Source organism: Streptomyces sp. NPDC028289 (genome assembly GCF_055565975.1).
Map to the genome: position 1 here is coordinate 855,038 of NZ_JBVHTI010000006.1, position 15,001 is coordinate 870,038.

Genomic DNA, 15,001 nt, shown 5'->3' on the forward strand with positions numbered 1-15,001 from the left:
CGGGATGCGATAATGCCGTGTGTCTTCTGCCGCTCGACAGGGAGTCAGGATGTCCGCCGAGTCACCTCGCGCCTCCCGCCTCGAACCCTATCTGAGCCGGACTGAGCCCGCCCCCACTCTGCTGAAGATGCTGGTGGGCGTGCAACTGGCGGGCATCCGCGAGGACGCCGGCTTCGCGCAGGAACAGGCGGCGCGCGCCCTGGGGTTCAGTCCGGCGAAGCTGTCGCGCATCGAGGCGGGCAGGGGCCGCAGGCCACCTACGGAAAACGACGTCCGTGCGCTGCTCGAGCTGTACAAGGCTGACGACTACGAGGCGTCGGTCCTGCTGAAGCTACTGAAGCGTGCCGGTGAACCGGGATGGTGGCAGCGCTACGACAAGCGGCTGATGCCCGAGTGGTTCGACCGGCTGGTGGGATTGCAGGAGGCGGCCGCAGCCATCCGTACCTTCGAAATCCAGTACGTGCCGGGTCTGCTGCAGACGCCGGCCTACACCCGGGCGGTGGTGGAGCGCGGGCTACCGACGGCGCTGGCCGGCGAGGTGAAGCGCCGTGTGGAGCTGCGCATGCGCCGACGAGAGCTACTGCATCGCGCGGACGCGCCTCAACTGTGGGCGATCATAGACGAGTCGGTCCTGCTGCGCGTCCTGGGCAGCCGTGGGGTGATGCGCGAACAGCTGGAGTACCTCGTCGAGATGGCCGGGCGGCCCCATGTGACCGTGCAGATCGTGCCGCTCGACCTGACGAACGCCTCCGCGCCGGCCATCCCGGTCACCTACCTGCGCTTCGGCGGACTTGACCTGCCCGACGTCGTCTACCTGGAGCACATCAAGAGCGCGAACTTCCTGGAGGACCGCGACGAGACGGAGGAATACCGGGTGGCCCTGGACCGGCTGGCCGACGAGGCCCTCAACCCTCGCGAGTCCCTGGTCCTGCTGCGTGACACGCTGGAACAGCGCTACCCCGCCACGTGACTTTGCGTCAGGTCCGGCGACAGCGGCCGGTGATCCTGACGCGAAGTTGCGCTCTTCGCTACCGGATGCGCCCGACGCCGCCGAACTCGATCCACTCATGGGTGAGCTGACGGGGCGTCACTTCGGAATCCGGTCGCCAAGTGGACACCTCTACGAGCCCCGGCTCGAGGATGTCCATGCCCTCGAACCACTCCGCGACGTCGCTTTCCTGGCGTACGCGGCCCCAGTGCCCCTGGGTCGCCTGATCCATGAAGCCGGTGACGAAATCCCGTACCTCGACGTCCTCGCTGACCAGCTGGCACATCACCATGAAGCTGCCAGGCACGAGCGGTTGAGCCACCCGGCGGGCCACGGCGAGCGGCCCGTCACTGTCACTGTCCGGGATGCAGTGGAACACCGAGTTGAACAGCACGGCCGCCGGCTGCGAGAAGTCGATCAGGCGCTTGGTGTCGGGGTGGGAGAAGATCGCCTCGGTGTCCCGCATGTCGGCGTGGATGACGGCGGTGCGCTCGTTCTGCTCCAGCAGGGCGCGGCCGTGCACCAGGACCATCGGGTCGTTGTCGACGTACACGACCCGCGAAGACGGGTCGACCTGCTGCGCCACCTGGTGCACGTTGTCCTGGGTGGGCAGCCCGGATCCGTGGTCGAGGAACTGCCGGATGCCGTATTCGACCGCCAGCGTTCTGACCACCCGCTGCAAAAAGCGCCGGTTGTTCAGCGCCAGAGCGCGGGTGCTTGGTACGACCTTGTCCAGCTCCTCACAGGCTGCCCGGTCGGCCGCGTAGTTGTCCTTGCCGCCCAGGTAGTGGTCGTACATGCGTGCGGCCGTCGGCACCGTGGCATCGATCGACGTGGACAGTTGCTTTCCAGGCTGCATCATTCCCCCAGCTCCCAGCCGCGCCATCCGGACTGGCCCGACAGTCAACCCATCCTAGGGAAAGGGCATTTGGCGATGCCAGCCCCGAACGAGGGATACGAAGCCGCCCGAGGCGCCACCGCGCACCGCCCACCTGGCCGGGGACTGTCCTGAAGTTTGTGTATACCCCGGTATGACCTGTCTGGCATGAGATGTGGTTTCTGCCGGGGAGGATCACGGATGGGCGGCAAGGACGAGCGTCCCCGCGAGAATTCGAACACCGTACGCACGGGGGCCGAGTTGGCGAGACTGACCGAGCTGGACCGGGAGCTGGCCGAGCAGCTGGTGAACCGGGCCCGCAGTGAGGGACTCAACCTGGTCGGGGAGAACGGCCTGCTCAAGGGGCTGGTGAAGCTGGTCGTGGAAGGTGCGTTGGAGGCCGAGATGACCGAGCACCTCGGCTACGAGAAGGGCGACAAGGCCGGGGTGGGCTCGGGCAACTCCCGCAACGGCACGTCACGCAAGCGGGTGCTGACCGATGTCGGCGCGGTGGAGATCGACGTTCCCCGGGACCGGGCGGGCAGCTTCAGTCCGTCCGTCGTGCCCAAGCATCAGCGGCGGGTGGAGGGTTTCGACGAGGCAATCCTCTCGCTCTGTGCGAAGGGGCTGACCACGGGTGAGATCCAGACCCATCTCGCAGAGATCTACGACGTGGACATCTCTCGCGACCTGATCTCCCGCGCGACCGACAAGATCACCGAGGAACTCGACGCCTGGCGCCGGCGGCCGCTCGACCGTGTCTACGCGGTCGTGATGATCGACGCGATCGTTCTGAAGATCCGCGACGGAGCGGTCGCCAACCGGCCCGTCTACATCGCCGTCGGGATCAACCTCGAAGGCGAGCGTGACGTGCTGGGCATGTGGGAAGGCTCCGGCGGCGAGGACGCCAAGACCTGGATGGCGTGGCTCGCGGAACTGAAGAACCGCGGCATCGAGGACGTCCTGATCGCCTGCTGCGACGGACTGAAGGGCCTGCCGGACTCGATCCAGAACATCTGGCCACTCGCCGACATCCAGCTCTGCGTGGTCCACATGGTCCGCAACCGCCTCGAGTACGCCTCGACCAAGCACTGGTCGCACATCGCCAAGGAACTCCGCCAGGTCTACACGGCGGCCACCGCCGACGCTGCCGAGCAGCGTTTCGCCGAGTTCGAGGAGATCTGGGGAGCCCGCTACCCGGCCCTGATCGGGGTCTGGCGCCGCAGCTGGGAACACTTCGTGATGTTCCTGCGGTTCCCGCCCGAGATCCGCAAGATCGTCTACACGACGAACATGATCGAGTCCCTCGACTCCCGCTTCCGGCAGGCCACCCGCCGCCGGGGACACTTCCCGAACGAGGAAGCCGCGCTGAAGGTCCTCTACCTCGTCATCCGGGACCGCCAGCCCAACCGGCGCAACCCCACCGGCCGCACCACGCGGTCGGTACGGCGCTGGCGGCGGGTGTGGGAGAAGGGCGGCGAGGACGCGCTGCGCTCGAAGGGGCCGGTCTCAGTGGAGCGGTTGAGCCCCGGGCAGTGGGAGCGGCTGGATCGGGAGCTCGGACGAGGTCCGCTCGCGCACGGCTGGGACGATGAGTTCCAGGGCTGGACGCTGAAGCGGGTGAAGCTGCTGATCGGGCGGATGCCCACGTCGGCTACACGATCCAGGGCGTGTGGAAGCTGCTGCGTCGGCACGGCTGGTCCGCACAGGTCCCGGTGCGTCGGGCCATCGAGCGGGACGAGGAGGCGATCGAGGTGTGGAAGGCGGAGGTGTGGCCCAAGGTAAAAGGACTGCGGCGGACCTGGGCGCCCACATCTGCTTCGAGGACGAGGCAGGCCAGGGGCTGAGACCGCCGAAGGGGACACACCTGGGCACCACGCGGACAGCGGCCCGTCGTGCGGGTGCGCGGCCGCAACCAGGGACGGGTCAACGTCGCCGGGGTGGTCTGCTACCGCGCCGGCCACCGCTCTCGCTTCTTCTTCACCCTGGACATCTGGCACGGACGCCGCAGCGAGCCGAAGGCGTTCTCCTGGCGCCAGTACCGCGACCTGATCGTCATGACCCACCTGCAGCTCGGCACCCCAGTGGTGTGGTGCTGGGACAATCTGAATGTGCACTGGTCAGGGACTGGCCGACTTCGCCGAGGAGCACAAGAACTGGCTGCGGATCTTCCAGATGCCGTCCTACGCACCCGAGTTGAACCCGGCAGAAGGCATCTGGTCCCTGCTCAAACGGCGCCTGGCCGACTTCGCTGCCGCCGACCTCGCCCACCTCACCCGCGTGATCAAGCGGAAGCTCAAGAAGATCCAATACCGTCCCCACCTGATCGACGGGTGCCTGCCGCCCACCGGCCTGATCATGGACTGCGACGCGATCAGACCACCGGACTCCACGAGTTCAACCTGAGTAACACCCGAACAACCCAAGAAGCGTCAACACCAAGGCTTACACGAAAGACAAGACACTCCCGGCCCGTCACCCACTTCCACCGTGGTGACGGGTCGGACGTCTGCCCAGCAGGTGAGGACGACGAGGTACCCGACAAGTGCCGTCTGCTTGCTGACTCCTTGAAAACCTGAGAGGGCACTAGCGAATGCTCGGGAGCCTCAAAGCGCCTGGTCAAAGACTGTCTAGGGGGTCCGAGAAAGGCTGGATCTCACGCGCTGCAGCGTGATCAAATAGAGGATGGCATCGTTCTGGACTGGCGAACAGGTACGCCTGCGCGGTATCGAGTCCGACGACTGGAGCGCGTTCATGCGCTTCGCCGAGGATGAGGAGCGGTTAGGGGACCTGCTCAACCCACCCAGTTCCGCCGAGGGCTTCCGTGCCTGGGCGAAGGAGCAGTCCGTTGCCAAGCCCGACAGCGATTGCTTCGGGTTGGCAATCCAAGCCATCGACACGGGCAAGATAGTCGGTGCTATCGGCTCCCACCACGCTGATCCACGTGCGGGCTGGTTCGAGTACGGCGTCACGATGGGCGCTGGTCATCGGCGCAAAGGCTATGCGACAGAAGCCGTGGTGATGCTGCTGCGCTTCATGTTCGCCGAGCGGCGCTACCACAAGTGCGAAGCGCGGATCTTCGCACATAACGAGGCATCACTGGCACTTCAACGTCGGCTCGGTTTCATCGAAGAGGGTCGCCTCCGCGACCAAGTGTTCTTCGCCGGTCGGCACCACGATCTCGTCATGATGGGCGTCCTCGCCGACGAGTTCGCCCAACTGCACTCGATGAGCGAATGAGCTTCCACCCAGAGTGAGTGACGCTGTCGGGGATCTTGGATGAACCTGAGCACGATAGGTGCCGTATTTGCACGAAAACTGCCGCCATCCGCGTCCGACCTCCCGATACAGGTGTTCTCGGGACGCCCCTCCACGGGTCGCCGGGAGGCGGCGCTGTCGGTGGGCTCTGCCAGGGTGTGCGTCGTGGATGAACTGGTGGAGCGTATCGACGATCAAGACTGTGTGCTGGGGGTGGTGGTCAGCCGGCGGCAGGCCATCCGGGAGGGCTGGCTGCACCGGGTCGCCGTGACGGTGTGTCGTGATGAGCGTGGGCGGATCCTCGTCCACCGGCGGTCGGAGCAGCTGTCGCGCTTCCCCGGCCTCCACGAGGTCGTGGCCGGCGGCGCCGTGAATGTCAGTGAGTCCTACGAACAGGCCGCGGCGCGGGAGCTGGCTGAAGAACTGGGCGTTCGTGTGCTGCCGCGCTTGCTGTTCACGTTCATCAACCGCAGCGGTTTGAGCCCTCACTGGCTCGGCGTGCACGAAGCCGTGGTGCCCGACGCCGTGGTCCCCGATCCCGATGAGATCGCCTGGCATGGCTGGCTGACGGAGCCGGAGCTGCGGTCGGCCCTGCTGGAGTGGCGCTTCACCCCCGACAGCCACGAAGCCTTCAGCCGGTATCTCGCGTTCCGGACCGCGCGATCCTGACCCTGCCCAACTCTGCTTGCAATAAGCGCGTGTTTCTGATCTCTGGGCGCCGTTGATCAGCTATGGATTAGCGTCGGCTCCGCAGGATGTTGTCGCGGCGGAGGCTGTTCCGGGGAGGGGACGCGTAGTGCAGACGGCGTTTGATGAGTCCGAGCGGCGGGCGTGGGCGGGGCAGGCCCGTGCCTATGCTGGGAGTTTTGCCAAGCTCTGCGCATATCCAGTGCCTGAGCTCCTCGACGCTGCTGGGGTCAGGGAGAGTGTGCGGGTCCTCGATGTGGGGACGGGCACGGGCACCGCCGCCGCACTTGCATGTGAGCGAGGAGCGAAGGTGACGGCAGTGGACGCCGAATCGGGCATGGTTGCCCAAGCCGCGCTGGCGGCTCCGGAAGCCGACGTGCGGCTTGCCGCACTGCCCCAGCTGCCGTTCACCGACGACGAGTTCGATGCCACGGTCGGCAACTTCGTCCTCAACCATGTCGGACAGCCTCGGCAAGCCCTGACGGAGTTGCGACGGGTGACGCGTCCCGGCGGGCGGATAGCCGTCACCATCTGGGGGGTTCCCGCGGCCGCCGGGCAGACGCTCCTGGGTAGGGCTGTGCAAGCGGCAGGCGTCACCCGTCCAGCTCACCTGCCGGCTCTTGCTCCCGAAGACGACTTCCCCCGTACTGAACAGGGCCTCGCTGGGTTGCTCGGTGAGGCGGGTCTGACGGGCGTCGTCTGCGACACCATGACCTGGGACCACCAGACGACGCCTGAGGAGTGGTGGAGCGGACCAGCCGCCGGAGTGGCGACGATCGGTCAGATCGTGACGAGCCAGAGCCCAGGGGTCATTGACGAGATCAGAAACCACTTTGGGTCGTTGTGCGCAGAGTTCACAGGTCCGGGCGGTGAACTGATCTTGCCCCACGCAGCCCTGATCGCCCATGGCCAGGCTTGATGTTGCCCTGCCCACGTGAATAAGCCTGAGCTGGCCTTCGCCGGTCAGCTTTCGGCCAGCGCTGGTTTCCTCGGCCAGCTGGGGGTAGCTCCCTTCCGGGCGAGGCGCCTGGTTATGAGGGTGATGGCGGCCCAGGCGATCAGCGTTTCGGGGTGCTGAATGATCCGTTGGGTCTGATGCAAGTTCGGGTGAGGTTGACCTGCGCAGGGCTCTGGGACAGAGGCGGTCGTGACAGGTAGAGCTGCAGACCGGCAACATAGTGGTCAATCCGTCAATACCAAACCCTGGCTGCAAGACGCCCTCGATCCCGGCCGTGCCCCAGGCCGGGTCCAGCCAGTCCAGCGCGGTCGCCCGGTCGTTGGTGGCGGGGCACAGGGTGAACGGGGCGGCGAGCACGTCCCGGGCGAAGAGGTCCTCCAGGATCGCCCGCCGCTCGCGGTAGGGCCGGGCGAGCAGCTCGGTGTCCCTGGTCTCCAGGACGTCGAAAACGATCAGGTAGGCGGCGCGTTCGGCCGCTGCTTCGACGGCGCTGCGGCCCCGGCGGCGGGCACGCCGTTGCAGCTCCTCGAAGTGCATCCGCCCCTCGTGCGGCACGACAAGCTCGCCGTTTATGCGAGCTACCACATGTGTCTCATCAACAGCCTCTGGTCCGTCGGCAGATCACCGGCGTGAGTGGTTTCTGAGCGGAGAGAGGGCGACTGGGCCTCGGCTTCGGGATGGTGGACGGATTCGGCGTCAACGAGATGATCGAAGCGGGATGGGGCGGCGCCATGATCGCGGATCTGTGCACGACGAGCCGGGCCCTTTCGGAGAGCTGCCTGGGTCCTGCTGGCCCGGTGGCTGTGCTGGACCGTGTAGGTGTCCGCGAGGGTCAGCCGTTCATTTTGGCAGGGGACGGGTCGTATGACCTGCAACTGAACCGCTTTCTGCGGGAGTTGCCGAGTTGGGGCGTGCGTGCCGAGAACAGCGTTCTGGGATACGCCCGGGACGTGATGCTCTTCGTCCGATTCCTGGAGACCTCGCGACATGGCAAGCCGATCTGGGCGTGCGACGGCGATGATCTGCGGGCCTACAAGCGAGTGCGGTTGTGGTGCGAGGGGCCGGGTGCTGTGTCGGTGGGGACGTGGAACCGATCGGTGGCGGCGCTGGACAAGTGGGTGGCGTGGTCACTGGATGCCGGATTGCTGAAGCGGGCGCCATTCCGGTACGTCGACAAGACGGTGATGACCCCAGCCGGCCCCCGCCGGGTGCACGTGAACTCAGAGATGGAGCAAGACCCGGAGGACGAGCCGCTGCGGTTCGTCTCCTTCGAGGACTACCTGCTGTGGCGGAACGTGGGACTGCGCGGGGAACTGCCGGAAGGCGGCGTTGATCCGGCGTGGCGGGGGCGGCACGGCGAGCGCAACGCCCTGTTCGCCGACGGTCTCGTGCACAGCGGGATGCGGCTGGGTGAGGCGTCATGCCTGCTGGTGCCCGAGGTGCCACCGCCGGGCAAGCTGGGGGAATTCAGGGTGGCGGGCGCGGTGGCGAAACGACGCAAGGGGCGCCGGGTGTTCCTGCCGCCGCGCAAGGTGCGCCAATTCCACCACTTCATAGCTGTCGAGCGGGATGCGATCGTGGCCCGCTGTATGGCGCAGGGCCGCTTCCCGTCCGCGTCTTGGACGGTTATCCGCACGGGCCGGTATGCGCTGGTGCTGGACGGCGGCGCCCGGAGCTGGCCGTACGGACGTATCGGCCCGGCGGAGCGGCGACGTCTGGCGCGGCGCACCGGGGAACCGCTGTGGTTGTGGCTGGCCGATGACGGGCGGCCGCTGGCGCCGGCCGCGTGGCAGGCGGTGTTCCGGCGGGCGAACGCGCGGTGCGCGTCCTTCGGAATCGGTATCGAGGTGCACCCGCACACCCTGCGTCACACCTATGCCGTGTACATGCTGGGGCTGTTGCTGCGCCAGACGGTCCGGGCTCTGGGCCGTCGGCTGGACGGGCCGCTGGCGCAGGCGGAGCTGCGGCGGCTGCTGATCGGTAATCCGATGAGGACCCTACAGTTGCTCCTCGGACATGCCCGCGAGGCCACCGTCTACGTGTATCTCGACGTGCTTGATGAGGCGCAGGAGATCGTACTGGCCGCGTTGGCCGAGTGGGACGCGCAGAGCGTGGCGCTGGAGCGGGCCGGGGCGGCATCGTGAGTCGGCGGGTGCGGTTCCCCTCGCCGGAGGAGCTGCCGCCGGAGCCGGAGGCGGTCCCGGCGGTGGGGCCGGTGATGTTCACCGCGAGGTTCTCCGGCGGGGTCGAGCGATGCTACGACTTCTCCGCTCTGGCGTGCCCTCGGCTGGTACGGCACCTGGCCCGGGCGCTGGCGGGACTGGCCGGAGTGGAGAACCGCCAGAAGTACGTGGGTACGACGGACAGCTACGCGTCCACGCTGACCGAGTTCGTCACCCACCTGGCCAAGACCCGGGACACGCACAGCGACGTGGATCTGGAGGACCTGCGCCCGGAGTTCCTGGATTCCTTTGAGACGAGCCTGATCGCCCGGTACGGGGATTCCAGCACCACGCCGTACCTGCGGATGCAGCAGCTGGTGAAGTTGCTGCGGCTCGTCCAGGAGGAACACCCGGACAGGCTGGGCACGGCGATGCAGGCCCGGCTGGGTTTCACCACGGTCCAGGCCGGCCAAGGTCGCGGCCGGCCGCTGGACGCCTACCCGGATGCGCTGTTCGAGGCGATTCAGGCTGCGGCCCTGGCCGACGTGCGGGCAGCCCGTGATCGGATGTTGGCCGGTGAGCAGCTGGCCGCGGTCGGACGGGACCCGGCCGACGGGGGCTGGCACGGCTGGACCCAAGAGAACGCGGCGTGGTACATCGCCCACCGAGGACCGCTGACGGGAGCACTGCGCTCGGAGCACGGCGCCATGGACAAGATCACGGATCTGGGCGGGATTGGCAGACTCAACAGCCACTTCTTCCTCACGCCGTACGACGTGCTGGCGTTCGTGGTGCTGCTGATGTGCCAGACCGGACTGGAGCCGGAAGCCGCGTGCCGGCTGTCGGCCGACTGCCTGATCAACCCGGCCCGCGGGTATGTGAGTATCGCCTACGTCAAGAACCGGGCCCACGGCCAGTCCCGCAAAACCCTGCGGGTGACCGATGGCGGCGCCGTGCACCAGCCGGGCGGGCTGATCCGCCTTGCGGTGCGGCTGACGGCGCACGGCCGCCACCTGACCGGAACGGATCTGCTGTGGACACACGCGCTGCGCGACGGGCGGGTGATTGCCACCTTCGGTCGTCACCGGGCCACCACCCTCGCCACGGTCAAGCAGGCGTTCGTTGAACGCCATCAGCTCATTTCGCTGTTCGAGGCATCCGGCGAGGACGCGGTCTTGAACCTGCGGCGGCTACGCAAGAGCTACAAATCGCGCCGCTACCGGCAGACCGGCGGATTGCTGGAGGACTTCGCCGAGGGCCACAGTCCCCGGGTCGCGGCCAAGCACTACGCCGACATCGACGCGCACCGTCCACTGCATGAGGAGGCTGTCGAGAAGGGCCTGCGCGAGGCGTTGGACGCCGCGCTGGAAGCGCCTGTGGTCCTCGACGACCAGGGCAGCAGGCTGGACACCTCGGCGGCCGAGGTGCCTCCCGATGAGGTTGCGGTGGCCTTGTCCGGGGACAGCGACGTGTGGTTGGCGTCCTGCCGTGACTTTTACGCCTCGCCGTTCGCCCGCCGCCCGGGCTCCGGCTGCCCGGTGGCGGTGTGGGGCTGTCTGGAGTGCCCGAACGCGGTGTTCACCACCCGGCACCTGCCCGCGATTCTCAGCTTCGCCGGATTCCTGAGCACCCAGCGCGAGGAGATGACGGTGCTGGAGTGGAACGCCCGCTATGCACTGGCGTGGGAGCGGATCACCGCCGGCATCCTGCCGCAGTTCACCGGTGAGCAGCAGGCCACCGCCCGGCTCATCGCGGAAAGCCACGACATGGCCCTGCGCCTGCCGGGCCAGATCCTTCAGGGACTGACATGACTCCCACGACCCCCTCTTCCGCCTCCGTCGAGCAGCCCGGTCCGAATCGGCCGGCAGGACCTGTGCCCGTCCCGGGTGACGCGCCTGTGCTGCCCGACCATGTGCTGGCCGCTGCGGCTCATCCGGGGCCGGGGCCCCGCTTCGCCGATCCGGTCTGGGACATGGGGCCGTTCCTGCCGCGCAGCACCAGCGAGCGCACGATCGTGTTTGCCTCGGTTGCCGACCCGGTCACTGCCCTGGTGCTGCGGGAATATCTCTACTCCCGTCTGCGGCGCGGCAATGCCTCCCTGGTCCGGCGAGGCCCGATGAAACTCACCGGTATCTTCGGGGCCTTCCACAAGGCCCGGACCGTCATCGCCACCTTTCAGGCGGTCGGTGCCCGCCGCCTGAGTGACGTGACCCCAGATCACCTGCGGGCTGCGTTGGAGCGGTGGCAGACCGTCTCGGCGGAGGAGGCGGCGCTGCGTGTGACCGCCGTGAAGCATCTGTTCGCTCATGGGCCGTTCCTGACCGCTGACCGGCTGCTGGTCAACCCCTGGCCCGGCCGCTCCGGACACGCGGTGGCCGGAGTGATCCGCGACGGGGAGAACACCACCGAGCGCATCCCCGAGGAGATCATCGCTCCGCTCGTGAAAGGCGCCGTCTTCTACGTCACCACCGCAGGCTCCGACATCCTGGCCGCGCAGCGCGAACTCGCCGAGCTGACCGCCGCTCACCAGACACCGCGGCGCTTCCGCGGCAACGGCTCCGCCCGGGCCAGGATCGATGCGTTTGTTGCCGAGCTGCGGGCCACCGGTCGCGGCGTTCCCGCCCTGCCCCGCCGCCAGGCCCCGCGCCGCCCGAGTATCCCCGTGATCGACGGAGTGCCGCAGGCGCCCAACACCGCGCTCGTCGCCCGCATGACCGGAGTGTCCGTCTCCGCCGAGGTCCGCCGGTACCTCACCGAGGCAGCTGCCGAGCTCGGCTACCAGGCCGGCGGCCTGCGGACTGCGCTGTCGATCTGGCCCGGCAGCGGACGCCCCTGGCGACCGGGCCTTGGCCCGATGGAACTGGCCACCGAAGTGGTCCAGTTGCGCATGGCCTGCTGGATCGTGATCGCTTACCTGTCCGGGATGAGGGACGCCGAAGTCCGGGAGCTCGCCCCCGACTGCGCGTTCACCGAGAACGGTCCGGACGGCCGTGTCCGCCACAAGCTGCGCGGCCGGGTCCTCAAGGGCCGCAAGCTCTCCGGAGAGGAAGCCGAATGGGTCGTGCTCGACATCGTCCACCAGGCCGTCGCACTGCTCGCGGCCGTCAACGACGACCCGACCCACCTGTTCGGCCACAAGGGCATGACCAGCAACAGCCTTGTCCTGTTCGGCTCGGTCAACAGGCGCCTGAACGACTTCCGTGACCACCTCAACGAGTTGTTCAGCACCCCGGACGCCCCCTACCTGCCGCTCCACGCGCCCACACCGTCGCCGGACAACGGCACCTCCGCTCATGAAGAACCGGGGAGTGAAGAAGAAGCGAAGGACCTCGTGCCGTGGCGGCTGAGTACCCGGCAGTTCCGACGCACCCTGGCCTGGCACATCGCGCATCAGCCGTTCGGCGTCGTTGCGGGCGCCCGGCAGTACCAGCACGCCGAACTCGCCCTGTTCGAAGGCTACGCAGGCACCTCCGCCTCCGGCTTCGCCGCCGAGGTCGCCGCCGAACGCGCCATCGCCCAGCTGGACTACGTCGAGGACCTCTACCGCGACTGGAACGACGGCCACCGCACCAGCGGAGGCGCCGCCAGCCGCGTGAACGCCGAGTTTGCCCGGATCCGCCGGGAGCTGGGCGATCTATCGGGCATCGTCGCCAGCCCCGCCCGGCTGCGCACCATGCTCCAGCACCTGACGAAGACCCTGCACCCCGGCACCCTCAACGACTGCTTCTACCAGCCCTCCTCCGCCCTCTGCGCGAAGCGCGCCCAGCACACGGGCCGGCCCCTGCCGCTACTGACCATGTGCCTGACCTGCCCTAATGCCCGCCGCTCCAGCGTTCACCTGCCCCGCCTGACGACCGCCCGCGCCCAGGCCCAGCGCCCGCTCGACGGCCCGACTGGACTGTCCCGCCTCCAGACCGCTGCGCTGACCACCCACATCGCCGAACTCGACCACGCCATCGCAGAACTCCGCGCCGCACCGGAACCCCCGACGCATGGATGACTCCGCCATGCTGCGGCTGCGGCACGCCCTGGAACACGCCGGCGTGCCCATCCGACCGGGTACGGACCAGGCCGTCCTCCACGCCTTCGAGCGAATCGTCACCGAAACCCCCGAACACACCAGCGGTACCCTGACCATCTCCACGCTTTGCAAAGAAGCGGGCGTCTCGCGCGCCACCTACTACCGCTCACCCCTGGCAAAGATCATCACCGGGCTCCTTGCGGCACCCGACGCGCCCCGCCCGCAGACTGACGTTCTGACCGCGGACATCGCTCGCCTCAGGAAGGCAGAGCGCATGCTGCGCTCTCAACACGCGGCAGAGCAGCGAGAGGCACGCGCCACCATCGCCGCCTACGCCAACCACATCCAGGCACTGACCCTGCGTAACGCCGAACTCGAAGCGGAGAATGCCGCCCTGCGCGAAGCTCTCCACCAGCCCGGCGGCAACGTCTTGAAGGCGGCCGCCTGGAGGTGGCCTCAAGATTGAGAAGTGGCCCCATGCGGGGAGCTTGGGTTCTAGAGGTGGTTGTAACACCTGACCCTCGGGGTTGTTGCGATGACCAAGGCGCGTACACATTCCGCCTGTTCAAGCAGTCCCTCGGCTGGACCCGGCCACGGCTTCGCGACCCGCGGGCGGCGGACCGCTGGACGTGGCTGGTGATCTGCGCGGCGACCCGGGGGTTGTCGGCGGCGTAAACAAGTCGCAGGCCGGGTCGCCGATGCCGAGCCCGCCGAAGTCGATGATCGCGCTGAGACGGCCGCCCTAACCGAGGTGTCCACTGCTACCGGTTGGTGACATGACCAGAACAGTCGCGGAACGGCCCCGCTGCCAGGATGAGGCCATGGACAGCTTCCTGGTACTCGGTCTTCTCGCACTCGTCGTGTGCGGCTTCGTCGGCGTCGGCTGGGGGGCTTTCGGCGGCCCCCGCTGGGTCCGCGCCATCTCCACGATCACGCTGGGACTGGTCAGGCTCCTACTTGGATCCAACAACGGCAGGAGACGCACGGGCGGTTCCACCTTGGACTCGGACTAAGGTGCTCGACCAGCACAGGGCGTCGAGACGGTTCAGCTCTGTGCGGTGGGGCGGACGACGAGTTCGTTGACATCGACCTCGTCCGGTTGCTCGATCGCAAAGGCGATAGTGCGGGCTATCGCCTCCGGCGGTACCGCGAGCTTGTCACGGGCCTCGAGGAGCTGGGCTCGCACGTCGGCGTTGCCCACGGCTTCCACGAAGTTCGTGGCGACGAAGCCCGGTGAGACGATGGTCACGCGCAGGTTCTCTCCGGCCTCCTTCCTCAGCCCCTCGGAGATGGCGCGCACGGCGCTCTTGGTGCCGGAGTAGACGGCCTGGCTCGGCACCGTGGTGTACGCGGCAGTGGAGGCGGTGTTGACGAACTGGCCGAAGCCCTGCTCTCGGAAGACCGGCAGCGCTGCCGCGATGCCGTACAGGACTCCCTTGATGTTGACGTCGATCATCAGCTCCCATTCGGCTACACGCAGGTCGTCGAGAGGTGAGACCGGTCCCACTCCGGCGTTGTTGACCATGACGTCGAGCTTTCCGTAGCTCTCGCGTGCCAGCGTGACGAGGCCGGCCAGGTCCTCCTGCCGTGTCACGTCTGCCAGCGCGAAGACCGCGTCACCGCCTGCTTCGGTGATGCGGGCCGCCAAGCTCTCCAAACGCTCCTTGTCGAGGTCGCCGAGGACGACTTTCGCACCTCGCTCGGCGAGCAGCAGCGCGGTTGCCGCACCGATTCCGCCGCCCGCACCGGTGATGGCGACGACCTTGTTCTCGATTCCCGACATGAGGTTTCTCCTTTGCTGGTTGGTGGTGGGGCCCGTCCCGACCGGCCCGGCAGCTCTGAGGGCGTGCAATGGGTGGCGGGACGGGCTGGGATGTGTCGCCTCCCACGGCGCTTGCACGATCCGCATCGGGCCGCGCCGGATTCGAGCGGCAACCGGTCTGTGCAGGGTGTCGTCAGACCTGGGCCATGCCGCCGTCGGCGAAGAGCTCGACACCGGTGATGAAGCTGGAGGCGTCGCTGGAGAGGAAGGCCACGGCCTTGCCCATCT

General features: G+C 67.7%; 12 protein-coding genes and 4 pseudogenes. 11 read left to right on the forward strand and 5 right to left on the reverse strand.

All coding sequences use genetic code 11. The annotated features are described in order from the left end of the window. Window positions 1-49 precede the first annotated feature (49 nt). The gene (locus ACZ4UV_RS33005) at window positions 50-970 is read left to right on the forward strand and encodes a helix-turn-helix domain-containing protein (protein ID WP_451021785.1); all 921 of its coding nucleotides are present in this window, start codon (window positions 50-52) and stop codon (window positions 968-970) included. Window positions 971-1,028: 58 nt separating this feature from the next. On the opposite strand, the gene ACZ4UV_RS33010 is transcribed toward ACZ4UV_RS33005, so the two are convergent. After that, on the reverse strand, window positions 1,029-1,847 hold the full coding sequence (locus ACZ4UV_RS33010) for an SAM-dependent methyltransferase (RefSeq protein ID WP_467842930.1): 819 nt from the start codon (window positions 1,845-1,847) through the stop codon (window positions 1,029-1,031). A gap of 288 nt (window positions 1,848-2,135) precedes the next feature. Between ACZ4UV_RS33010 and ACZ4UV_RS33015 the strand changes: the two are divergent. The 5 genes and pseudogenes from ACZ4UV_RS33015 to ACZ4UV_RS33035 form a co-directional block, all read left to right on the forward strand. After that, a pseudogene (locus tag ACZ4UV_RS33015) lies at window positions 2,136-3,299 on the forward strand (IS256 family transposase); the annotation flags it as partial. Then, window positions 3,297-4,271 (forward strand): annotated as a pseudogene (locus ACZ4UV_RS33020) (IS630 family transposase); the annotation flags it as partial. The pseudogenes ACZ4UV_RS33015 and ACZ4UV_RS33020, both read left to right, overlap by 3 nt. 279 nt (window positions 4,272-4,550) lie before the next feature. Then, complete coding sequence (locus ACZ4UV_RS33025; protein WP_451022591.1) at window positions 4,551-5,105, forward strand: GNAT family N-acetyltransferase; 555 nt, start codon at window positions 4,551-4,553, stop codon at window positions 5,103-5,105. 183 nt (window positions 5,106-5,288) lie between these two features. Then, window positions 5,289-5,792, forward strand: a complete 504-nt coding sequence (locus ACZ4UV_RS33030; protein WP_451022590.1) for an NUDIX hydrolase — start codon at window positions 5,289-5,291, stop codon at window positions 5,790-5,792. 127 nt (window positions 5,793-5,919) lie between these two features. Further along, entirely contained in the window at window positions 5,920-6,729 is an 810-nt protein-coding gene (locus ACZ4UV_RS33035; RefSeq protein ID WP_451022594.1) for a class I SAM-dependent methyltransferase, read from the forward strand. A 306-nt stretch (window positions 6,730-7,035) separates the two neighbouring features. Here the strand turns inward: ACZ4UV_RS33035 and ACZ4UV_RS33040 are convergent. Beyond that, window positions 7,036-7,353 (reverse strand): annotated as a pseudogene (locus ACZ4UV_RS33040) (ATP-dependent DNA ligase); the annotation flags it as partial. Between the two features lie 92 nt (window positions 7,354-7,445). On the opposite strand from ACZ4UV_RS33040, the gene ACZ4UV_RS33045 reads away from it, so the two are divergent. From ACZ4UV_RS33045 to ACZ4UV_RS33060, 4 genes are all read left to right on the forward strand, one after another. Continuing rightward, window positions 7,446-8,912 (forward strand): tyrosine-type recombinase/integrase, encoded by a 1,467-nt coding sequence (locus tag ACZ4UV_RS33045; RefSeq protein ID WP_467842864.1) that lies wholly within the window; start codon window positions 7,446-7,448, stop codon window positions 8,910-8,912. A gap of 71 nt (window positions 8,913-8,983) precedes the next feature. Then, complete coding sequence (locus ACZ4UV_RS33050) at window positions 8,984-10,741, forward strand: hypothetical protein (RefSeq protein ID WP_467842866.1); 1,758 nt, start codon at window positions 8,984-8,986, stop codon at window positions 10,739-10,741. 86 nt (window positions 10,742-10,827) lie between these two features. Next, window positions 10,828-12,930: a hypothetical protein gene (locus tag ACZ4UV_RS33055; RefSeq protein WP_467842869.1), complete on the forward strand. Its 2,103-nt coding sequence runs from the start codon at window positions 10,828-10,830 to the stop codon at window positions 12,928-12,930. Beyond that, window positions 12,923-13,417 (forward strand): hypothetical protein, encoded by a 495-nt coding sequence (locus ACZ4UV_RS33060; protein ID WP_467842871.1) that lies wholly within the window; start codon window positions 12,923-12,925, stop codon window positions 13,415-13,417. Before ACZ4UV_RS33055 ends, ACZ4UV_RS33060 begins: the two co-directional genes overlap by 8 nt. A 210-nt stretch (window positions 13,418-13,627) precedes the next feature. Here ACZ4UV_RS33060 and ACZ4UV_RS33065 read toward each other — a convergent pair. Beyond that, a pseudogene (locus ACZ4UV_RS33065) lies at window positions 13,628-13,690 on the reverse strand (phosphotransferase); the annotation flags it as partial. A gap of 82 nt (window positions 13,691-13,772) precedes the next feature. On the opposite strand from ACZ4UV_RS33065, the gene ACZ4UV_RS33070 reads away from it, so the two are divergent. Next, the gene (locus ACZ4UV_RS33070) at window positions 13,773-13,964 is read left to right on the forward strand and encodes a hypothetical protein (protein WP_467842874.1); all 192 of its coding nucleotides are present in this window, start codon (window positions 13,773-13,775) and stop codon (window positions 13,962-13,964) included. Window positions 13,965-13,996: 32 nt separating this feature from the next. Here the strand turns inward: ACZ4UV_RS33070 and ACZ4UV_RS33075 are convergent, their stop codons facing one another. Together ACZ4UV_RS33075 and ACZ4UV_RS33080 are read right to left on the reverse strand one after the other, a co-directional pair. Next, window positions 13,997-14,734 (reverse strand): SDR family oxidoreductase, encoded by a 738-nt coding sequence (locus tag ACZ4UV_RS33075; RefSeq protein WP_467842877.1) that lies wholly within the window; start codon window positions 14,732-14,734, stop codon window positions 13,997-13,999. A gap of 172 nt (window positions 14,735-14,906) precedes the next feature. Continuing rightward, the gene (locus ACZ4UV_RS33080; RefSeq protein WP_467842933.1) at window positions 14,907-14,999 is read right to left on the reverse strand and encodes an SDR family oxidoreductase; all 93 of its coding nucleotides are present in this window, start codon (window positions 14,997-14,999) and stop codon (window positions 14,907-14,909) included. Window positions 15,000-15,001 lie beyond the last annotated feature (2 nt).